The organism is Desulfobulbus oralis, assembly GCF_002952055.1.
Lineage (GTDB): Bacteria > Desulfobacterota > Desulfobulbia > Desulfobulbales > Desulfobulbaceae > Desulfobulbus > Desulfobulbus oralis.
Genome location: NZ_CP021255.1, coordinates 2,662,848 through 2,684,535 on the forward strand (window position 1 = coordinate 2,662,848; position 21,688 = coordinate 2,684,535).

Consider the following 21,688-nt stretch of genomic DNA (forward strand, 5'->3'; position numbering starts at 1 on the left):
TCAGGCGGTCACCAGCGCTCCCGGGGATGCATTTTCCGCCATGCCCAGGGTGGCGCCGGGTCTGGTTCCTGCCACAGTCCCAAACGGGCGGAGCGGGCCTCGTCCTGCAAGCGGGCCCATTCACCGCACAGGCTGGGAAACTTGCAAAAATGCGGATACATCCAGGCAGCCCCGCATCGCACCATCTCGCGGTTGACCAGCCGGCCGTCAGCCCAGACCAGCGCTACCACGCGGCCATAGGAATCCCTGGATACGGTTTGCAGCACCACCTCACGACCTGCCAGCAAATGCCGGGCAGCCTGCAGCGCTGCCCGGCCATAGCTTTGCCGAAGCTCCGGACTGTCAATGCCGTGCAGGCGCACGCGCAGCGTTTTGCCACTGCGCCGCACCTGGAAGGAATCCCCATCTGCCAGACTGACGACCTGTGCCGTCCACACACTGCCCTGCCCGGGCCTTTCCGTATCGCTGTTCCCCTCAAAAAAGCCAACCCGCCCGGCAGCCGGCCAGGCAACAAGTACAAAGAGGCTACAAAAAGACAACAAAAAAATAATTTTTCGTTTCTCAGCTTGCATTCTGCCTCCCCTTCCCGGAAAATGGCCACAACTGATCCGTGGCCTGACTCCGATGCGCAGCGAAATCGGGAAAATAAAAATATGACGCAAAAAAAACTTCATATCGGCCTGCGTGTCGCGTATAGTATCGTACTTTTTGGGATAAAATGCATGTAGTGTCAAGCCCGGGCACACAGGCGCCTATCGTTTCGGCATGGCAAAATTGACCGATCCGGGCGAGATGAGTCTGAGTCCATTTTGTCTTACAAGATCGCATGTCATGAGGTAATTCTATGAATTATGGCGTTGTCAGTCAGGAGCAGCTGGAGCAAATCGACAAGATTCTCAATGAAAAATTGATCAGAATCGGCGTTGATTGTGTCATTATCATCGATATGGCGGGCAATATCATCACCGCGAAGGAAAACGGCAAGACAAAATATGACGTTTATTCCTTTGCCGCTTTGGCTGCCGGCAACTTTGCCACGGTTGATGCCATGGCCAAGCTGGTTGGTGAAACTGAATTCTCCCTGCTTTTCCACAAGGGCACGGAATGCAACATTCATTTCTCGAAAATTGATGATGAACTCCTGCTGATTACCATGTTTGGCAAAACCATTTCTTTGGGCTATCTCCGACTCAATGTGGTGGAAGCCATTGAAGAAATCAGAAAGCTCTGGGCAAACGGCTGATCTTTCCTCCCTGCTCTTGCTATCGTGTGCAATTTGGTTTAATCGATACACAATCAGGAGACTGTCGTGAGTTTCGTAAATCTCAGGGAACGGATCGTTCAGGTCAAGATTGTCTATTATGGCCCAGGGCGTGGCGGCAAAACCACGAATCTTGAATACATCAACAAAAAATTTCAAAAACAGATTCAGTCAGAGATGGTCAGCCTGAAAACCCATGGCGACCGTACGCTGTTTTTTGACTTTCTCCCCTTCGACATGGGGCAAATCAAGGGGTACGACCTCAAAATTCAGTTGTACACCGTACCTGGTCAGGTTAAATATAATGCTACCAGGAAATTGGTCCTGAAGGGGGTTGATGGCATTGTTTTTGTTGCAGATGCCCAGGAACAGATGCGCGAGAAGAATATCCGCTCTCTGAACCAGTTGCACGAAAATCTGGTGGAGTACAATGAATCCATTTTCCGGCTGCCGCTGGTTCTGCAGTACAACAAGGTGGATCTGCGAAATCAGGGCATACCGATTCTCCCCACTGCCATTCTGGAAAAGGATCTCAACAGCAAACTCAAAGCGCCCCACTTTGAAGCCAGTGCCATTACCGGGTACAATGTCCCGGAAACCCTCAAAAAAATTATCTCTCTCACTGTGCTTTCCATTCAGAAAAAGCTGATGTAAACGGGCCTCACCCGTGAACCCTGACAGTAGCTGCGGGATATGACAAACCAAACGAATGTACCAGAAGACGTCAACGAGTATGACGATTTGACCCGCTTTGCGGATGAAAATTTCGACACAGGCGAGGTCGATCTGTTCCAGTTCATTGGTGACGATTCTTCCCCACTGACCCGGCTCAAGTCAGTGATTCTGTCGCTGGACTGGGATATTACCGACGAATATCTGCAGGAGCTGGCCGAAGAACTGGCCGAGCTGGCCCCTGACTGGCAGGATGACAGGGCCGCGACCATCTACCTGCAGGGCATGGGAAAAATTGGCAAATATCTTCGCCTGCGTGGCGCCCATGCCCATCCCAATGCCATCAAATTACTGCTGACCTACTTTTACGACTTCGAAAAAATCTTCTCCACCCCTGATCTCGGCGAAGCACAGATCACCCAGATGTTGCAGAACGACGTCAGGAAATTCAATGTGCTCCAGTACCAGATCAAACTCGCGGAAGAGGCAGCGAACGAAGAGGTCAGAGGTTTAAACGGCGGACGCGAGACCGGCAAGGCAGGCAACGCGCTGCGGCAGTTCAAGGCCGCCATTCTCGAATTGGACTGGGAGGTCACCGACGACAGTCTGGCCCGGTTTGCCGAGGCGCTCAAGGTCTTGGGGGATGTGCAAATCAAGAACAAGGCCGCCCTGCTCCTGATTCATGGCATGCAGGTCCTGGGCAGGTATATTTCCGACGAACGCGCTCATGCCCACCCAGGCGTCTTCAATCTGCTGCACGCCTTTCATGACGGTTTGGAGCGCATTCTGGATACCGGCTCTGGAGCGCTCAACCAGCAACAGAAAAAAAATATTCTGCTGGACCGGGTCAACCGCCTGAACCATCTGAAATCCCTGATCGCTCCGCAGAATGACCAGGCTGCCGCCACCAGCTCCGTCCCTGCCGGAGAAGGGGCTGAACTCAAAAAAGAGCCAGTCTCCGTTGAGGCAATACCGGAATTTGAAAATGTGGTCAAGCCGGCAAGCATGACCCAGACTGCAGCCCGTGAAGCGCTTCCCCTGCAAACAACGCCATTTTCCGGGCAGCAGGCATACACCGGCGAGTTCGAACTGGTCAACGAGCACGAAGCGGTCGCTTCCATTGATGGCTTACCGTCCTTTGAAGGACAGGAACTGGATGCCGACTCTCCCGCCACAGCGGCGAACATGCGGCCGTTGCAGACAACGACTGCAGCAGAACCGCTCCAGGAGGCGGAGGACAGCGATCACGACTTTGAACTCTTTGATAATAATGGCGTTGCCCATACGCTTGATGCCACTCCGGACGAAGATGCAGCCCTGTTTGCCGGCGAGACGGCGCTTGCAGGAGAGTTTTCCGACAATGGCGGACTGGACAAGGTCACCGATTCTGCAGACATGGTCCAGGATATCGACGATGTTTTTGGCAATGACCCGAAACGGGCCATGCTCAGTGCAGAAGAGGAATATCCGATCGAAGAGTTGCCCGCGAGCGCTTTCGAGGCTGTTGATGACAAGGTCTCCGATGGCTTTCGCGACCGCTACCTGGGGAGCCGCGACGAGATCATGCCAGCCCTCACCGAGGTGGAGGAAGAGGCAGCGCTGACTGAGGAGGATAACGATTTGCTGGACACCGAAACCCAGGCCGAACTGAACGAAAAACTCGACTTTTTCTTTGGCGAGGCGGCTCGCAAGCAGCATAAAGCCACCCCCGCCCTGACCACCACAGCGACTGCGGACAGAGCATTCGACGATGACGATGAGGCAGCTCTTTTTCCGCCCACGTCCAGCGATGATGAACTGCCTGCAGCCCTGACCGATGCTGAACCGCCCGAAGAGGCAGTGCTTTTTGACAGGGAAGACAGCGAGATCGCCGCCAAACTGGACGGCTTTTTCGGCAACTCGGACGAAAAGGCGGCAGACAGCGGCAGTGCATCGGCCCCGCTGGGTGCTGACGAAGCCGATCTTTTCACCCGGGAAGCATCCGATGCCACGGCCGCGCTGGCCGATGTCGAGCGGCCTGCGGACGCGGCGTCTTTCGAGACCGAAGACCGGGAATTTTCTGCAGAGCTGGACGACTTCTTTGGCAGCTCGGATGAACAGGCGGGAGCAGGCCAGCCGCTACCCGGTGAAGAGGATGCCCTGTTCGCCGATGACGCCGATTTCTTTGCCGGGGAACCGGCTGCCCCGGCAGTCCTTGCCGACGACGACGCCCTCCTGGCCGACACGCGGGGTCAAGAAGCGAAAGCGACTCTGCCTGCTGCACTGGCCGATGTCGAAGCGCCTGAGGACGCCGCTCTTTTCGCTGGCGAAGGCAGGGAACTCTCGGCAGAGCTGGACGACTTCTTTGGCAGCTCGGATGAAAAGGCGCCCATTACGGCGCAGGAAAGTCCTGCCGATGCCAGGTCGGCCCTGAGAGGAGACGTAAGCCCGCACTTTGAATTTTCAGAACCGGAGGAGAAAACGCTGAACGCAGAAGAACGCTTTGCCGACAAGGGTGCTGCAGCGCCGATCGAAGCAGACGGCGACAGAGAGGCCCTGCTGATCCCGGATGACGGGGGCGCCATTCAGCCTGCCTCCTGCAGCATTGACGACAACATTGTGGCCGCCCTGTCGGATGTCGAAGTCACCGGCAAGACCGCGGGCATGCTCTACGATGAGGCGGAGCCCGATTTCCAGAATCAGCTGGACAATTTTTTCAATCTGCCTTCCGATGAGATCCAGCAGGCGTTCTCTCCCGAGCCGGCGGCGGAACCCGCGGTCCAGGAGAGTCCCAGCGCCGGGCCCCGGGAAGCTGCTCTGCCCCCTGCCCCCGGCACAGAGCCCAGGTTGTCGCTCGACGATGCTCCCTTTGCCCTGTCCGAGGAAGAAAGTGCCGAAAGCTATCAGCAGGAGCCTGCTCCGGCACCCAGCAGCTTTGACGATCTGGTTGACAGTGCCGAAGTGCATGATTTCCTCCTCAGTGGCCACGATATAGAGGAAATCCCGGATGAGGAGCTCGCATTCACCGAAGAGGAAATCTTTGTGGATGAGCTGCCCGGTACGGAAGAAGCCGGGGCTGCGGCTGAAACACCGGCAGACGACCTGTTTGCCGACCCGGATATGGCAGAGGCCGCAGGCGATGCTCCAATCGATCAGCCCGAGCCTGTCTGGATTGCGGAGCCTGCGGACAGCGTCCTGGCCATGGACGAGCTGCTGTCAGGCGAAGAGACCCAGGCAATCCTGAACGAGGATGCCCCCGAAATCCCAACAGCGCCATCTTCTGTCGACGCCCTCGCCACTCTGGGGGCATCCCTGCCGGCTCTGCTGAGCCAGTGCTCGCCCCGCCATCTGAGCGAGGCCCGGGAACAACTGCAGACGCTGCGCTCCACGGTGGCGCTGTCTCCGATGCAGATGGCTGCGGCCGGCATGCTGGACACCGTCCTGTCAGGGCTGTCAGGTCAGATGGGCCCCTGCACTCCGGCGACTGCTTCCGTCATGGACAGACTCTACAGGTCGCTGGCCGAACCCCGGGAGCACATGCCCCTGGAAACGGTCACCGCCTTCACCCAGTGGGTACAGGGCCTGCTGGCCACGGCCAGACCTGCGGCTGAAGAAGAAGCATCTGCAGACGAGACGCTTTCTGCCCGCGAGCTGCACCGCGAACTCTCCGCTTTCCGTTCCAGTATGGAGCGGACATTGGCCCGGATTCAGGACGAACTGCGGCAGCGATAACCCAGCCCCATCACAAAAAAAGCAGCGAGGAGCCGGAGCGATCCGGCTCCTTTTTTTTGTGGGCAAGGCGCGCATAAAGGGAGCGGAGTCCTGCTGTCAGGGCGCAAGGGCCACCCCGTAACAGCCGGGGGAGGGCAAGGCTTGCCGCGTTCACTGGAATACAGGGGAGTCCCGAGCGCTGCACAAAGGAGACCTGTAGTCCTTCTCATCAGGATACTCAGGGCAATTTTCGGAAAAGGCACAGGTCCCGCCGGTCACGCCTGTGCCCTATTCGTCCCGGGTCTGCCTAGGATCGAAGGCGTCGCGCAGGGCATCGCCTATGAAGATCAGAAGCACCAGGGTGCCGACCAGCACCAGAAAGGTGGAGAGCGACAACCACCAGGCATCGATATTGGCCTTGCCCTGGGCCAGGAGTTCGCCCAGACTGGGTGTGGAGGGGGGGACGCCCAAACCCAGAAAATCGAGACTGGTCAGGGCAAAGATGGCGCCAGACATGCGGAAGGGCAGGAAGGTAATGACCGGCGTCATGCAGTTGGGCAGCAGGTGCCGGTACATGATGCTCAGGTTTCCGGCGCCCAGCGCCCTGGCCGCGCGCACATAGTCCAGATTGCGCCCCTTGAGGAACTCGGCCCGGACATAGTCCGAGAGCCCCATCCAGCCAAAGAGTGAGAGCAGGATCAAAAGGAGCAGCATGCTGGGCTTGAAGAGGGAGGCAAAGATGATGAGCAGATACAACTCCGGCATGGCGCTCCAGATCTCGATGAAACGCTGCAGCAAGAGATCGGTTTTACCCCCGAAATAGCCCTGCACCGCGCCGGCGACAATCCCCAGAAAGGTGCCCACCACGGTCAGGGCCAGGCCAAAGAGCACACTCAGACGAAAACCATAGATGAGGCGCGCCAGCACATCGCGGCCGCGGTCATCGGTACCCAGGTAATTGACCCGGGTGGGGGGCGAGGGCACCGGCTGGTTGATGTAGAAATTGATCGAGTTGTAACTGTGCGGGTTGACGGGAAAGATGACAAAATTGCCTTCTGCCCGCAGACGACCGAGAATATAGGGATCGCGATAGTCGGCGGCAGTGGCGAAGTCGCCGCCGAATTCCGTTTCCGCGTAGTCGTGCCAGATGGGAAAGTACCAGTGGCCCTGGTAGCGGATCACCAGAGGCCGGTCATTGCTCAGGAACTCGGCAAAAAGGCTCAGGCCAAAGAAGCAGAGAAAAATCCACAAGGACCAGTAGCCGCGGCGGTTCATGGCAAAACGGCGCCAGCGGCGACGAGACGGGGACTGGGATGCAGCGCTGGCCATCTCAGCCCTGGCTCTCGAAGCTGATGCGCGGATCCACCAGCACGTAGGACAGATCGGACAGGAGCCGCGATACCAGGCCCAGAAGGGTAAAGAAGTACAGGGTGCCCAGCACCACGGGATAGTCCCGGTTCACGACCGACTGGTAGGCCAGAAGGCCCATGCCGTCGAGCGAAAAAATGGTTTCAATCAGCAGGCTGCCGGTAAAAAAGGCGGTGATGAAGCTGCCTGGAAAGCCGGTGATGATGGGGATGATGGCGTTTCTGAACACGTGGCCGTAGAGCACCTGATGATCGCTCAGTCCCTTGGCTCTGGCCGTGATGACGTACTGCTTGCGGATGTCTTCCAGAAAGGAGTTTTTGGTGAGCAGGGTCATCAGCGCCAGACTGCCCACGGTGGATGACAGGACCGGCAGGACCATGTGCCAGAGGTAGTCCAGCACCTTGTGGCAGAGCGTCATCCCGGCCCAGTTGTCGGAGGTCAGGCCGCGAAGGGGAAAAAAACTCCAGAAACTGCCGCCGCCGAAGAGCACCAGCAGCACAATGCCCAGCACGAAACCCGGGATGGCGTAGCCGATCAGGAGCACCGTGGTCGTGGCCACGTCAAAGGTGCTGCCTGCCCGTACCGCCTTGGCAATGCCCAAGGGGATGCAGGTGGCGTACACGATGACAAAACTCCAGAGGCCAAGCGACATGGACACCGGCATCTTGGAGATGACCAGTTGCACCACACTCTGATGGTGGTAATAGGACTGGCCGAAGTCGAAGACCAGGTAGGAACGCATCATCCGGAAAAAACGGGTCATGGCCGGCTGGTCGAAACCGTAGAGCCTGTTCAACTGCTCCAGCCGCTCCGGATCCAGCCCTCGTTTGCCCTGATACAGAGCTCCGCCGCCCGTCTCGCCGCCCGCGCCATAACCGCTCATCTGCGCGACCATGCGTTCCACCGGCCCTCCAGGCACGAACTGGGTGATCGTAAAGGTGAGCAGCATGATCCCGAACACCGTCGGGATCATCAGCAGGAGGCGTTTGACGATATAGGCCAGCATGCAGGACAGGGCAAACGCGCCGTGAATCAGGAAATGCGGATGCCGCCGATCCGGTCGTTGTCCTGGGGCAAATCCCCGGCTTCCTCGCGCTGCCCGGGCGCCAGGTCCTCCACCTGCCGCACCCGCTCGCGCAGGTTATCGAGGCTCAGCGGCGGACGGACCGCATGGGCGCCGCGCAGCGACAGGCGAGGCGACTGGCGGGCCAGGGGGCGCTGCTGCCCCGCCTGCTGGGGGGCAATGGGCGGAGTGTTCGCGGGCAACACCCCATCCTGCCGGGGCGAGAGGCCGGAAAGTGCCGCGGAATCGGCTTCAGGCCTTTTCAGAAAGGCCAGCAGACCGTCCTGCAGCAGGGCCACGCTCACCAGTTCCCAGCCCTGCTGTCCAAGCTGGTTCAGATTGCGCTCCAACTCCTCGTCATCCACGTAGCGATTGCTTAAAAGACCATCCTTGGAAAACTCGAAGAGCACCGTTTTATATTCCCAAATCATCGTTTCCTTTCCTCTGGAGCTTATTCCACCTGCCGGCCATCCTCGAAACGCACGTCAATGCTCCGTCCGTCCGGATAGATGATGCGGCCTCTGCCATCGCACCTGCCCCGGCGAAAGCCGCCCCGGTACTCCCTGCCGTCCGGCTCGGTGAGCACCCCCTCGCCTTCCGGCAGGTCATGAGCGAATTCGCCTACATATTTCTTGCCGCCCGCATAGGTCAGCGTGCCCTGACCGGAGAACAGGCCCCGGTCGAATTCCCCCTCATACCGGCTGCCGTCCGAAAAACGGTAGCTGCCCCGGCCCTGAAAGCGGCCATGGGCGAACTGGCCTTCATAGCTGGATGCATCCGGGAAACGCATGCTGCCCTGGCCGGATTTGAGGTCATTGTCAAAATGGCCTTTATAGATCCGGCCATCGGCATGGCGCAACACGCCCTCACCGTGTTTTTTGCCCTGCCTGAAGCTGCCCTGATACTCGTCGCCCTGGCCGGAGTGCCACAGCCCCTGACCATCCATGAGACCGTTTTTGAAACTCCCCCTGTAGCTGCTGCCATCGGCAAAGGTATTGAAAGCCTCGCCGCTGAAAGGCCGGGTGGCCGCCCGATCCAGATACAGGACCCCATCCAGGGTGTAGAGCCGGCCGCCCTGCGGAGGCGAGCCGGCGGTCTTTTTCCGCGGTGCGGCCGTGCCTTTGCCGGCGCCGTCATCGCTGCGACTGCGGACGCTCATGTACGGCAGAGGGCTTGCCTGCTGCCGGGGACTCTCCCCAGCAGCGGCAGGCTCCTGAGCCGGAGATTCGACCCCAGCAGCAACCTCAGCCCGCTCTTCCTCAGCAGCCGGCGGCCCGGCGTCCACCGGCCGGTCGTCGGCAAAACGGCCCCGGTAGCGGCGACCGTCGGCATAGTCCAGGCGGCCCTTGCCGCTTCGCTTGCCGGCCAGCCATTGGCCCCGGTAGCGGGCGCCGTCCGCATAGTGCATTTCACCTTCGCCCTCGGGCAGACTGTGAACAAATTCGCCTTCATAGCGGCGGCCATCCGGCCAGGTTCCAGTCCCTGCGCCCTCAAGCCGGCCCCGGACAAAGCCGCCCCTCAGCACGGAACCGTCAGCCTGCCGCAGCACGCCGGCGCCCTCGGGCTGATCGGCTGCAAAGCCGCCTTCATAGCGGGAGCCGTCGAAGCCCTGCAGAAGGCCCTGCCCCTCACGGCGGCCGGCCACGAATCCACCCTCGTAGACCGAACCATCCAGATAACGCCTCAGGCCCCTGCCCTGGGGCTTCCCATTCAGGAAAGCGCCCTCGTAGGAGGAACCGTCCGCATACTGGAGCCGGCCGTGGCCGTCGATGAGGTTGTCGCGAAAATCGCCCACATACTCGCGGCCATCGGAGCAGAGCAGAATGCCCTTGCCGTGCAGGCGGCCCCGATCAAAAGTGCCCCGATAGACGCTGCCGTCACTGCGGGTCAGCGTGCCCTTGCCGTGGTAAACGCCATGGACAAAGTGACCCACATACACCGTGCCGCCGGGCAGGCTCAGGCGACCCTCGCCCCAGGGCAGGCCCTTTTTGAAGACGCCGGTATAGACCAGACCGTTCTTCCCGGTCAGCACGCCCCTGCCGTTCTGGCAGTTTCCCGCGGTACAGGCGGCCTGCGTGTCCACCGCCGGCAACAGTGGAGCACAGGCCAGCAACAGAGACAGGATAACCAAGCTTTGCCGCACGGTGCGCGCTTCCTCCAAAAAAGGGGCGGGATGAAAACGGGCCGGCGCAGGCGCCTCCCTGGCGCCTTTGCTGACAGGGGAGCGATTGTACCCGTTTCCCCGCGAAAATACCAGGAAAGATGCGGCTCGGCAGGCGGGTTCAGCGACCGCAGCCCGCATCGCGGCAGGGCTGGCAGCCCAGGTGCCGGCATCGGTCCGGCAGCCACTGTGGTGATCAAGGCTTGCGAAAAAATGCAATACAGGTGATAGTAGGCGCGAAAATCCGGACAGCCCCATCCTCTGCCCTGGTCGCGCAAGGCCGGGCAAGCGCTATCATCACATCATGCAGCAGGCACAGTCTTCAAAACCGCACGACGCCCTCGAGCTGAAGGGCAGCGCCCTTGCCGTGGTGGTTCTGCACCTGAAAAGCAGTGACCCCAGGGTGCTGTATCCCCAACTGGAAGAAGTAATTGACGAAGCCGGCTCCTTTTTGAGCAGGGCCCCCCTTCTCATTGATGTCGCCTCGCTGGACGATACCGCCCGCGAAGGGCTGGACTTTGCCTATCTGGCGCGGTATCTGCGCGGCGCGGGCGTCATGCCTGTGGGTGTGCAGGGGGCGCAGCCCGGCCTGCAAAACGCCATCGCCAATACGGGGCTTTTGTGGCTGCCAGGAAAGGGCAGCCAGTCGGCCGCGGCAGGCAATGCGCCGAAGCGGGAGGCAACTGAACCCATGACCAGGCCGGAGCCAAAGCCGGAGCCCAAACCGGAGCCCAAGCCGGAACGGAACAGCGCGGCGGCAAAAGCGGAAACCGGCAAGCGCCGTACCGCAGAGCCGGCAGCCGTGCCGCCTCTGGTCATCACCCGGCCGGTTCGGGCAGGCCAGCAGATCAACGCGGCCGAAGGCGATCTCATCGTGATGGGCCCGGTCAACACCGGCTCGGAACTCTTTGCCGCGGGCAATATCCACGTGTACGGCCCGCTGCGCGGCCGGGCTCTCGCCGGCGTGAACGGCGACACCAATGCCCGCATCTTTGCCCTGCAGGGCAACCCGGAACTGCTGGCCATTGCCGGCGAATACGTGGTCAACGAGGAACTCCCGCCCAGAGCGGTCAACCGGAGTTTTGCCGTGAGCTGGTCCCAGTCGGGCCTTCGTTTTCATATTCTGGGCTCCTTTGAGCCGTAATTCACCACTTACATTTCGAGCAGCACATGAGCGACACGAACACAGCAGGCGACGAGGGACGCAATCTGGCCACCGTGGTGGTGGTCACTTCCGGCAAGGGCGGAGTCGGCAAAACCACCACCAGCGCTGCCTTTGCCGCTGGCCTGGCCAAACGCGGCTATTCGACCGTGGTGGTCGATTTCGATGTCGGCCTGCGCAACCTGGATCTGATCATGGGCTGCGAGCGCCGGGTCGTCTATGACCTCCTGAACGTCATTCACGGCGAAGGCTCGCTCAACCAGGCGCTCATCAAGGACAAGCGGGAGGACAAGCTCTTCATCCTGCCCGCCTCGCAGACCAGAAACAAGGACGCCCTGTCCTTCGAGGGGGTGCGCAGCGTGATTGCCGAACTGCAGGAGCGCTTCGACTTCGTGGTCTGCGATTCTCCGGCCGGCATCGAAAAGGGCGCCATGGCCGCCATGTACTTTGCCGACGAGGCCCTGGTCGTCACCAATCCGGAAATCTCCTCGGTGCGGGATTCCGACCGCATCATCGGCATGCTGGACAGCAAAACCCGCAGGGCCGAGGAAGGGCTGGATCCCGTGGCCCGGCACCTGGTCATCACCCGCTACGATGCCCAGCGGGTCAGTCAGGGCGACATGCTGAGCGCCGCGGACATTCAGGAAGTCCTGTCCATCCCCTTTCTGGGCGTGGTGCCGGAATCCAAAGACGTGGTCATCGCCTCCAATGCGGGCATTCCCCTCACGCTCTGCGAACCGAATGACGCCGGCGAAGCCTATTTTGACATCGTTGACCGCTTCCTGGGAACGGACAAGCCCCAGCGCTTTCTGGACGCGCCCAAAAAAGGCTTTTTCGGCAGGCTGTTCGGCAAGGAGTGACCTATGGCACTGGATCTTTTTTCCTTCTTCCGTCAAAAAAAGCCGAGTTCCGCGGAGATCGCCAAGGAGCGCCTGCAGATCATCGTCGCTCACGGCGGCCGCACGGCCAGTTCTCCGGATTTCCTGACCAGGCTGGAAAAGGACATTCTGGAAGTGGTCCGGAAGTACATCAAAATCAGTGAAGACCAGATCAACGTCTCCCTGGACAAGGAGGATGACTGCGAAATGCTGGGCATCAATATTTCCCTGTCCGAGCGGGTGGAAGAGCCCAGCGACGAGCCGCCCCCGCACCGGGCGCCGGCCCCGCAGAAGCCCTACAAGTCCACCCAGGAGACGCCCTTTTAAGGCGCCTTCTCCCTTTTCTGCCGAAACGGCAGGAGCAAGCCATGCGATATATCAGCACCAGAGGCGGCATCGCCCCCCTGCCCTTTCAGGATGCGCTCATGATGGGCCTGGCCAGGGACGGTGGCCTGCTCGTGCCGGAACGGCTGCCCTCGGTCAGCGAGGCCACGCTTGAACAGTGGCAGCGCTTCAGCTACCAGCAACTCGCGCTGGAGCTGCTCTCCCTCTTCATTGACGACATCGGGCGACAGACGCTCAACGAGCTGATCGAAAGCGCCTACGCGCACTTCGACCACCCGCAGGTCACGCCCATGCGACGGCAGGGAGAGCTGTTCATCCTGGAGCTCTTTCACGGCCCGACCCTGGCCTTCAAGGACGTGGCCCTGCAGCTTCTGGGCAACCTCTTTACCCATGTGCTGGGCCAGCGCGGCGGCTGCATGAACATTCTGGGCGCGACCTCCGGCGACACCGGCAGCGCGGCCATTGCCGGCGTGCGCGGCAAGCCGGGCATCAACATCTTCATCCTGCACCCCCACGGCCGCACCAGCCCGCTGCAGGCCCTGCAGATGACCACGGTGCTGGACAAAAACGTGTTCAACATCGCGGTGCGCGGCTCATTCGACGACGCCCAGGCCATTGTCAAGACCCTGTTCAACGACCTCGCCTTCCGCGACCGCTATTGCCTGGGCGCGGTCAATTCCATCAACTGGGCGCGGATCCTGGCGCAGGTGGTGTACTACGTGTTCTCGTATCTCAAGCTGCGCGGGCTGGGGCACAGGAGCGTGGACTTTGCCGTGCCTACCGGCAATTTCGGGGACATCTTCGCCGGCTTTGTGGCGAAAAACCTGCTGCCCAGGGGCTGCATCCAGCGTCTGATCCTGGCGACCAACGCCAACGACATCCTGACCCGCTTTGTCAAGCGCGGCGACTATTCCCGCAGCCAGGTCATCCCGACCAGCAGCCCGTCCATGGATATCCAGATCGCCTCCAACTTCGAGCGCTATCTGTACTATCTGCACGACGGCGACAGCGCGGCGCTCAGGGCCGACATGGAGCAATTCGCGCAAAGCGGCTGTCTCGACCTCTCGCGCTTCAGGGCGCGTACGGCCGAAGATTTCCGTTCCCACTCGGTTTCTGAAGACGAGACCATTGCCACCATTTCCGAGTTTTACCAAAAACACGCTTATCTGCTCGATCCCCACACGGCGGTCGGCGTCAGGGCGGCCATGGCCTGCCGGGAGGAGCGACCCGTGATCTGCCTGGCCACAGCCCATCCGGCCAAGTTCGTCGCTTCGGTGCAAAAGGCCATCGGCCGGGAAGCGCCCATGCCGCCCCAGCTTGCCGAACTGGCCCACAGGGAAAGTCGCTGTGAGGTTCTGGACGCGGATGTGGAGGCGGTGCGGAACTTTGTCGTGGCCCATGCCCTGCAAAAACCCGGATCATGACCACGACCGGGCAGAAGGACACACATGCGTTCCGACAGGAGGTCGAGGAATGCGCCGCCTTTCTGGCAGCGCGTCTGAGGGCAACACCGGAAATCCTCATCCAACTGGGCACCGGCCTGGGCGAACTGGCCGGTGCGCTGGCCGAGCCGCAGCGCTTTCCCTACGCAGAACTCCCGCATTTTCCCAAAACCACGGCGCCCAGCCATTGCGGCCAGCTTTGGCTGGGCAGGCTTGCCGGCAGGAATCTGGCCATCTTGCAGGGCCGCTTCCACTTTTATGAAGGCCACAGCGCCCAAAGGGTGGGCTTTCCCATCCGGGTCCTGTCCCGGCTGGGCGCCCGCATGGCGCTCATCGCCAATGCGAGCGGCGGGCTGAACCCGGCCTTTCGTCCGGGCGACATCATGCTGGCCAATGACCACATCAATCTCCTGCCCGACAATCCGCTGCGCGGCCCCAACCAGGACCAGTGGGGGCCGCGTTTTCCCGACTGCTCCGCGCCCTACGACGCCGGACTGCGTCAGGGGCTCATGGCGAGCGCCGCAGCGCTGCAGCTCCCGGGTCTGCGCAGCGGCGTGTACGTCTGTGTGCCCGGCCCCAGCCTGGAGACCCCGGCTGAAACCCACTATTTCAGGCAGATCGGCGGCGATGCCATTGGCATGTCCTCTGTCCCCGAAGTGCTGACCGCCCTGCACGCCGGCATGCGTGTCGCCATGCTCTCCGTGATCGCCAACGTCAACGATTCGGACGCCTTTACGCCCATTCGCATCGAAGACATCGTGGCCGCGGCCCAGGCCGCCGAGCCACGACTGCGGGCGCTTATCCACCACTTCATTGCCGCCTCATGACCCAGCCCCTTCTGCTCAGCGGCCGGTACCTGCTCACACTGGACGCCGCCCATCCCTGCATCGAAGACGGAGCCCTGCTCGCCAGAGACGGCCGCATTGCCGCCATAGGCACCCGCGCCGAACTGGCAGCCCGCCATCCCGGAGTGCGGGCCCTGCACACGCCCCATGGTCTCATCATGCCGGGGCTTGTCAACACGCATACCCATGCGGCCATGGCCCTGTTCCGCGGCCTGGCCGACGATCTACCCCTCATGGAGTGGCTGCAGGACTACATCTTTCCGGTGGAGGCCACGCTCACCGCCGATATGGTGCGGGTGGGCGCCCTGCTCTCCTGCTGCGAAATGATCCGCTCCGGCACCACCAGCTTCTGCGACATGTACCTCTTTGCAGAAGCCGTGGCGCAGGCCACGGAGCAAAGCGGCATGCGCGCCTGGCTGGGCGAGGCTGTTTACGATTTTCCATCGCCCTGTTATGGCGAGCCTGCAAACGGTGTCCGGCTCACCCGCGACCTCATTGCCCGATTCCGACAGCACCCGCTGATTCATGCTATCTCCGTGGCCCACGCCGTCTATACCTGCTCACCGGATCTCCTGGTGCAAATGGCAGAGCTGGCCCGGCAGGAAGATGTCCTGCTGGCCCTGCATCTTGCGGAAAATGCGGAAGAAGACCAGAGCTGCCGCGAGCGTTACGGCAGCAGCCCGGTTCAGCATCTGGAGCGGCTGGGCATTCTGGGGCCGAAGCTTTTGGCCGCCCACTGCGTCACGCCAGACGCGGCGGACACTCAGTTGCTGGCCAGACGCGGGGTCAAGGTAGCGCACTGCCCGCAATCCAACATGAAGCTGGGTTCCGGCATCGCCCCGATTGACAGCTTCCTGCAGGCCGGCATCTGCGTGAGCCTGGGTACGGATGGCAGCGCCTCCAACAACACGGTGGACATGTTCGCCGAGATGAATGTCATGGCAAAGATCCACAAGGCCAGGCGCTGCGATCCGCTCCAGGTCACAGCCGAAGAAAGCCTGCACGCGGCCACGCTGGGGGGCGCCAGGGCCCTGGGCGCCGAAGCGCATATCGGCAGTCTGCAGAAGGGCAAGGCGGCGGACTGCATTGTGGTGGACATGGATCAGCCGCATCTGACCCCGCTCTATAACCCGGTGTCGCAGCTCGTGTATGCGGCCAGGGGCAGCGATGTGCTGCACAGCATGGTGAACGGCCGCCTTCTCATGCAGGACCGCAAAGTGCTGAGCCTGGACGAGGCCGGCATCATGGCAGAGGCACGGGCACTGGCCGGGCACTTTGCCCGGGTGGCGAAAAAACGGCAAGCCTGAGTCTCCCCTGGCCTGAAAACAGGGCCAACGGAGATGCCCACGGCTGGAGGAGGAAAATATTCACCCAATTACTTGAATACAAGATTGTGATTCTATAAAATAGAAACAAGTTTAGTAAATAACCCTGTATCACAGGGTGTGGATATGGTTGCGTGATCGCAGATGTTGGCCATCTGAAAACCACCAATTTTCTGCTCCCGTCAATCGCTGGCAGAGTACGCCTCTCATGAGCATGGCTTCTGCCATTGTCTGGGATAGGTGCTTGACGGCATCTCAGCAGGGTGTGGCATTAGTCACACCCTTTTTGAATCTAACCAATGGAGAATCAGCATGAAGAGTTCAATTAAAATGACTCTATTCGTCATTCCATTTTTTATTGTCTGCTCTTGTGCAAGTAAGCACTCGATTGTCGAATATGACAATAACGTTTTTGAGATTGTTTACAGTTCTGAAGGAGAAAGCTGGCAAACTATAGCAGGGAAAATGGAGCTAATGGCTGCTTATGTTGCAGAAAGAAAAGGGTGCGAATGGTTTGGTAAATACACTGGTATAAGCAATGCTCAACGTTCAGAATTTTCCATGGGGATATTAAGCCCAAGACAAACAAATGCTATAATGTATAAATGTTCTTCAAATGTAGATGATATCTATCTTACCGAGACAAATATGAACACAAAACAGGTAATACAAATACAAGAAAGTCGTTATGGATCATTGAGAAATATAGTAAATAAATAATAAAATATAGTCTATTTTCTATTTGTATTTATTATTTTTTAATTATTTATCACTGATCATTATAAATTTTCAATAAACATCTTGATGATACAACAGATTCCCTCCATCCTCGTTTCTTGATGAGTACCGTGTCCGGTTGAAATTCTGCAAGGACATAGCGCTCCTCAGGGCACGAAACGAAACAGTGGAGTACCATCTTGCCCATTGCCTAGATATACGGGATGCTGCGCAGCTTTTTTTCTGGGAATCAAGAAAGAGAGCAGCGCTCCATCATCTACATTGTCGGATTCAATTTGGGGTACTGTTGCGGGCCTTATTTGGTTTTGGCGCCCCCAGGGGCTGGGCCGATGCTGGAGCCGGGCTGATTTTGCCCGAATTGGCCACCTGAACCTGCTCATCTTGACTTTGTAGCGGCCGAGCGAGGCTGATACCCCAAATTTTGTCATGATTGTCATTTTGAGCTGGAGCAACTGACACGCTTGCACAACCGGTTGCCTTTGCGTCCCCTTCAGGAAAAACCAAGGTTCTTCAAGGGAAAGCCAAGGCTTTTTTACCAAGCTGGCAGGCTCTTCTGCAAGTCAACATCCTAATTTTTCTCGGTCAGATCGGTACGGATGAACAGCGCAACAGGGCAACAGATAAGCGACGCATTCAGCTGGGGAAACCTTATTCCCAATTTTCCCGCGCTGGCGGACTGGCGTTCGTCCGCGGACGGCCTGACGGCAGCCTTTGTGCTGTTTATTTTGGTGATTTTTGCCTACTTCCTAGTCTTGGCGGGCATTAAGTGGCTCGCGGCCCGCCGGCACATCCGTTTTTATGAGAAGCTTTTACAAGACATAAACGCAAATAATCTGGTGCAAAATCGGGAAGAGTTAAAACAACGCGCCAAGAAGATGGAGGCATACGCCGGGCTATGGCAGGAATTTGACGAAACCCTGGTCTGCTACGAGGTTCCGGGTGGGAGCCGCCGTTTGTGCAACACATATGACGCCGAACAGTTCTTCAATGCGGCCACTCTGTCCCACGGCCTGAGCGGTAACCGGTTGTTGGCGGCAGTTCCGGCCTTCCTGACCGCCGTTGGCGTTATCGGCACCTTTGTTGGCCTCACTTTGGGCATGGAAGCACTCAAACTCAATCAGAGCACGGGCAATTCCGCCGAACTGAGCCAGGGCATCCGCGACATGATCAGCGGCGCGGCCATGGCCTTTTTGACCTCGGTTTGGGGGGTCATCTCCAGCCTGCTCTTCAACTTTATTGAAAAGCTGATGGAACGCAGCGTAATACGCCTCATCACCCGCCTGCAAAACCGCATCGATTTCCTCTTTCCCCGCTTCAGCCCGGACGAATGCCTGATCAAAATCGCCGAGTCCAATGCCGTGTCCCAGCAAACCCTGCAAGGTTTGGCAGAACAGATCGGCAACCGGTTTCAGGAAACCCTGAACAACATCATGGGTCCGACCATGAACGCCCTGACAAGTGAAATGGGGTCGCTGATTGCCGGACAATCCGAGCAGTCAAAGCAAATTCATGAAAATCTTGCCGGTTTGCTTCAACAATTTTCCGAAGCAGCCAGCGGCAGTGCAGCAGCAGGTCAAGGGCTGCAACAATCCAGTGAGCAAATGCAGGCTGCCTCCACCGAACTCGGAAAAATGGCAAGGGCCATGCAAAACGCAATGGAGACACTGGAAACCAGTGTGGGCAGTGCCGCCGCTCAAACGGCGGATGTGGCCGTAAAAAATCATGAAGCCAGCGAAAATCTGCAATCTTATCTCAACAGTTACCAGCAATTGGCCGGACAATTTGATACGATAGCCGCGAATCTGGATGCAGCCACAACACGGGCCAATAGCTTTATTGCCACGGTAGCCCCCTTGGTGGACAAATCAGAACAGATGAACCGACAGCTGGCCGATTTGCTGCTAAAATTCGGCTCCGTTGCCGTGCCCTTGGATTCTGCCGGCAAGAACTTGGCTGCGTCAAGCAGGCAAATGCTGGACGGCGCTACACAGCTGGGGCAAATGTCTGCTGCCCTGCAAACGGCAACCGACAAACTTTCGGGCGATATTGGCCGAGCCGCCGACATCACCGCAGGTGTTTCTGAACAAAACTCTCGTACCAGCAATACGTTGAAGGAGTCGCTTGCCAGTTACCAAAACCTGACCAAGGAGATAGAGCCAGTGTTCGCCACGCTGAAGGAAGCGACCGAACACGCAGAACGCGGATTAACCAGTGTCCGCGACAATCTTCAGCAATGCGGCGACACCATCAAGCGTAACGTTGCCGACCTTGACATTCAGCTCCGGAAAACACTAGAAGCTCACATTCAAACGGTGGACGAGCAGGTTGGCAGACTGCTTACAGGGTATGCCGAGCAAGTGCAAAATCAGACAAGCGCGCGCCTGGAGCAGTGGAACCAGCAAACAGCCAATTATACCGATTCGATGACAAGAGCGGTCCAGGCATTGAACGGCGTCGTTGACGAGATCGAAGGCAAGGTGGGAGCACGCGCATGAGCGACAAGATCTTCGCCCGGCGGCACACCGCAGCAGAAGACGATAACCCCTACTGGATTTCCTTTTCGGATATCATGTCCGGTCTGCTGATCATTTTTGTACTGGCCTCGCTGGCCTTGATTCTGGAACTCAGGGACAAAGTGGACAAGGTGACGGTGGAACTGGCCATGGCTGAACAGGTACGCCGCGATATTCTGGAGGAAATTCAGGAGACTCTGAAGATAAAAAACATTGAGGTGGAAATCAGCGACAACCATACCGTTCTGCGCATCCCCGACAGTACGCTGACCTTTGCCACCAACCGCCACAGCATTCCGCTGGACGAAGCCATGCGCACAACGGTGCTGGAAATTGGCTTGGTGCTGTATGAGGCAATCAGCAAGGAGGAGCGCTGGCGTTACCTGGACACGATTTTTGTTGAGGGCCATACCGATCGGCGGCCTTCGTACCGGGACGCCATGGGCAACTGGGGACTTTCCACGTACAGGGCCATCTCCGTCTGGAACTATTGGAACGAAAATTTGCCGGAGTCCAAGCGCCTGAATGAACGCAAGAACCACAACGGCGCGCCTCTTTTTTCCGTGAGCGGCTACGGCGAAACCCGACCCGTGCAGGTGGTGCAGGAAACCGAAACGGACTGGCAAAAAAACCGGCGCATTGACATCCGTTTTACTGTGCGCCAACCTGCGCTGGAAGAGTTCAAAAACCTCAAGGATCTGCGGAAAATGCTGGAGGACAGGCCGTGAGCCCTTTACCCAAACTGACCTTTCAGCTCCGTAAATGGAGAACAAACGATTTCAAGCCTTTTGCGAACAGCGCAAAAAAATTAAAAAAGCTCGCAGGCAGGGCCGGACAAGGCACTGACGCCTTTGAAAAAGCCAGGAATGAACTTTTGCGCCTTGCCCAAAATGGGCAGGCGAACAGGATTCCGGCGGCAATACAAAGGCCTGTTGACGTGCGGGCCTTGTCCTTTCTGTTTGGTGATGAAAGTTTCCGGGCCAACACGCAAATAACCAAAGATATGCTGGACAGTCTGCATAAGCCCAGGACCCCGCTGGGACTGCTCAACCTCATGCAGTTGCTGGGCGTATTTTTCCGTTTTTTTGACCAGCTTGCAGACGGCGGCCAGAACGTGTTTGGGTATTTTTGTGCCTTGCTGAAAAAAGAACTGGCGATGCGGGCACGGGGACGAGCCAAGCAGCACAGTGATCTGGCCATTCTCTACCATAACCGCTGGCTTTTCTCCCTAGACGGGCCAGCGATGCTCGTTGGCAAAGTCCTGCAAAATAATCTGGAACTTGAACCGGCCTTTGCCCGCTTTGCTTTGCAACACTACCGTCACGATGCCCGCTTCCACATGGTCTGCCGTTTTCGCTATTATCTGAAACAACTGCGGCAACTGCCGGTTGGAGCCGATGGTCCGGTATTGGTGGAAGTCTGCAAAGAAGAAGTGTATGACGCGCCTGCAGGTGGCGACCGCCTGCTTGGCCATAAAATCCTTGAGATTCTCATTGACCGGGCTTCTCCTGATACAATCAGCGACGCATGGCGCGGAGTTATTCTGACCATTGCAGGAGATCCCAGGGTTGCCGAGAGCAGTAATCACTTTGTCAAATGGTGGTTTAAGCTGGGCAGGAAACGGCAAAACAAGGTGAGAGCCTGGCTGTCAGGCTTTGACCTCCGTTTGTTCCTCGAAGCGCTCGAAGATTACGGGGACAGTCAGGCCCAGGAAGATTTGCAGCGCATGTTTCCTGCCCGCAAAGCCTTTCTCGAAGGATTGCTCAAACAAAAGCTCATCCAGCACGCCCGACTTTTTGTCAGCCGTGGCGCGGAGGCTTATCTGCACCAACACTACGGTGATAACGAGTTGCCGGAGTATGCTCAGGTACAGGATCCCTATCGTTCCATGATTTACCTGCAAATAGGGCACTGCCACATGATAGAGGGAAGTCACAGTTTCAGGCTTCGGCTGTATCCAAAACTGCCTCCTGAAAACGCCATTACCCAATATGCACGGAAACGTTTTACCCCGGACAGCTTGGGCAAAGGACTGCAAATGCTGTACCACAAAACATACGGAGACAACGCAAGGTCTCTGAGTGTCGTCCACCATCCCAATCGGCGCTGGCTTGCAGAGGCCATACAATTTCTGCGACAGGAAGGCATCCAGCTTGATGTGGAACAGCTGCTGGAACCAGGAGCTTACCAGCAATTCAAACGACAATATAGCATTTTTTGATTAC

The 21,688-nt window shown here is 58.5% G+C and carries 17 protein-coding genes and 1 pseudogene; 13 read left to right on the forward strand and 5 right to left on the reverse strand.

What is annotated here, in order from left to right; genetic code table 11:
• Positions 1-8: 8 nt before the first annotated feature.
• The gene (locus CAY53_RS13070) at positions 9-437 is read right to left on the reverse strand and encodes a thermonuclease family protein (RefSeq protein WP_181040301.1); all 429 of its coding nucleotides are present in this window, start codon (positions 435-437) and stop codon (positions 9-11) included.
• 407 nt (positions 438-844) lie between these two features.
• Here CAY53_RS13070 and CAY53_RS11910 point away from each other — a divergent pair, with 407 nt between their 5' ends.
• The 3 genes from CAY53_RS11910 (at position 845) to CAY53_RS11920 (ending at position 5,644) form a co-directional block, all read left to right on the forward strand.
• Positions 845-1,243 (forward strand): roadblock/LC7 domain-containing protein, encoded by a 399-nt coding sequence (locus CAY53_RS11910; RefSeq protein WP_017865883.1) that lies wholly within the window; start codon positions 845-847, stop codon positions 1,241-1,243.
• Positions 1,244-1,309: 66 nt separating this feature from the next.
• Positions 1,310-1,915 carry a GTP-binding protein gene (locus CAY53_RS11915; protein WP_017865884.1) on the forward strand — a complete coding sequence of 202 codons (606 nt, stop codon included), beginning with the start codon at positions 1,310-1,312 and terminating at the stop codon, positions 1,913-1,915.
• Between the two features lie 39 nt (positions 1,916-1,954).
• On the forward strand, positions 1,955-5,644 hold the full coding sequence (locus CAY53_RS11920; protein WP_104937286.1) for a hypothetical protein: 3,690 nt from the start codon (positions 1,955-1,957) through the stop codon (positions 5,642-5,644).
• Between the two features lie 267 nt (positions 5,645-5,911).
• Here CAY53_RS11920 and CAY53_RS11925 read toward each other — a convergent pair whose 3' ends face one another.
• Genes CAY53_RS11925 through CAY53_RS11940 form a run of 4 tightly spaced genes read right to left on the reverse strand, consistent with a single transcriptional unit; the run spans position 5,912 to position 10,197 of the window.
• Complete coding sequence (locus tag CAY53_RS11925; protein WP_104937287.1) at positions 5,912-6,952, reverse strand: ABC transporter permease; 1,041 nt, start codon at positions 6,950-6,952, stop codon at positions 5,912-5,914.
• Between the two features lies 1 nt (position 6,953).
• The gene (locus tag CAY53_RS11930; protein WP_104937288.1) at positions 6,954-7,997 is read right to left on the reverse strand and encodes a microcin C ABC transporter permease YejB; all 1,044 of its coding nucleotides are present in this window, start codon (positions 7,995-7,997) and stop codon (positions 6,954-6,956) included.
• Positions 7,998-8,023: 26 nt separating this feature from the next.
• A complete protein-coding gene (locus CAY53_RS11935) occupies positions 8,024-8,485 on the reverse strand; it encodes a DUF4177 domain-containing protein (RefSeq protein ID WP_104937289.1) in 462 nt (153 codons plus the stop codon).
• A 20-nt stretch (positions 8,486-8,505) separates the two neighbouring features.
• Positions 8,506-10,197 (reverse strand): MORN repeat-containing protein, encoded by a 1,692-nt coding sequence (locus tag CAY53_RS11940; protein WP_181040303.1) that lies wholly within the window; start codon positions 10,195-10,197, stop codon positions 8,506-8,508.
• A gap of 322 nt (positions 10,198-10,519) precedes the next feature.
• On the opposite strand from CAY53_RS11940, the gene minC reads away from it, so the two are divergent.
• The 10 genes and pseudogenes from minC (at position 10,520) to CAY53_RS11985 (ending at position 21,684) form a co-directional block, all read left to right on the forward strand.
• A complete protein-coding gene (gene minC, locus CAY53_RS11945) occupies positions 10,520-11,359 on the forward strand; it encodes a septum site-determining protein MinC (RefSeq protein ID WP_104937291.1) in 840 nt (279 codons plus the stop codon).
• Positions 11,360-11,424: 65 nt separating this feature from the next.
• Positions 11,425-12,237: a septum site-determining protein MinD gene (minD, locus tag CAY53_RS11950; RefSeq protein WP_104937559.1), complete on the forward strand. Its 813-nt coding sequence runs from the start codon at positions 11,425-11,427 to the stop codon at positions 12,235-12,237.
• Positions 12,238-12,246: 9 nt separating this feature from the next.
• Positions 12,247-12,495: pseudogene (gene minE, locus CAY53_RS11955) on the forward strand (cell division topological specificity factor MinE); the annotation flags it as partial.
• Between the two features lie 128 nt (positions 12,496-12,623).
• Positions 12,624-14,024, forward strand: a complete 1,401-nt coding sequence (gene thrC, locus CAY53_RS11960; protein ID WP_104937293.1) for a threonine synthase — start codon at positions 12,624-12,626, stop codon at positions 14,022-14,024.
• Positions 14,021-14,869, forward strand: coding sequence for a purine-nucleoside phosphorylase (locus tag CAY53_RS11965; RefSeq protein WP_104937294.1), 849 nt, complete (start codon positions 14,021-14,023; stop codon positions 14,867-14,869). The genes thrC and CAY53_RS11965 overlap by 4 nt, the downstream gene beginning before the upstream one ends.
• Complete coding sequence (locus CAY53_RS11970) at positions 14,866-16,194, forward strand: amidohydrolase family protein (RefSeq protein ID WP_104937295.1); 1,329 nt, start codon at positions 14,866-14,868, stop codon at positions 16,192-16,194. The genes CAY53_RS11965 and CAY53_RS11970 overlap by 4 nt, the downstream gene beginning before the upstream one ends.
• Positions 16,195-16,524: 330 nt before the next feature.
• Positions 16,525-16,932, forward strand: coding sequence for a hypothetical protein (locus CAY53_RS12800; protein WP_146106517.1), 408 nt, complete (start codon positions 16,525-16,527; stop codon positions 16,930-16,932).
• 614 nt (positions 16,933-17,546) lie between these two features.
• Positions 17,547-19,445 carry an anti-phage ZorAB system protein ZorA gene (gene zorA / locus CAY53_RS11975; RefSeq protein ID WP_104937296.1) on the forward strand — a complete coding sequence of 633 codons (1,899 nt, stop codon included), beginning with the start codon at positions 17,547-17,549 and terminating at the stop codon, positions 19,443-19,445.
• The gene (locus CAY53_RS11980) at positions 19,442-20,191 is read left to right on the forward strand and encodes an OmpA/MotB family protein (protein WP_104937297.1); all 750 of its coding nucleotides are present in this window, start codon (positions 19,442-19,444) and stop codon (positions 20,189-20,191) included. The genes zorA and CAY53_RS11980 overlap by 4 nt, the downstream gene beginning before the upstream one ends.
• Entirely contained in the window at positions 20,188-21,684 is a 1,497-nt protein-coding gene (locus CAY53_RS11985) for an EH signature domain-containing protein (RefSeq protein WP_104937298.1), read from the forward strand. Before CAY53_RS11980 ends, CAY53_RS11985 begins: the two co-directional genes overlap by 4 nt.
• Positions 21,685-21,688 lie beyond the last annotated feature (4 nt).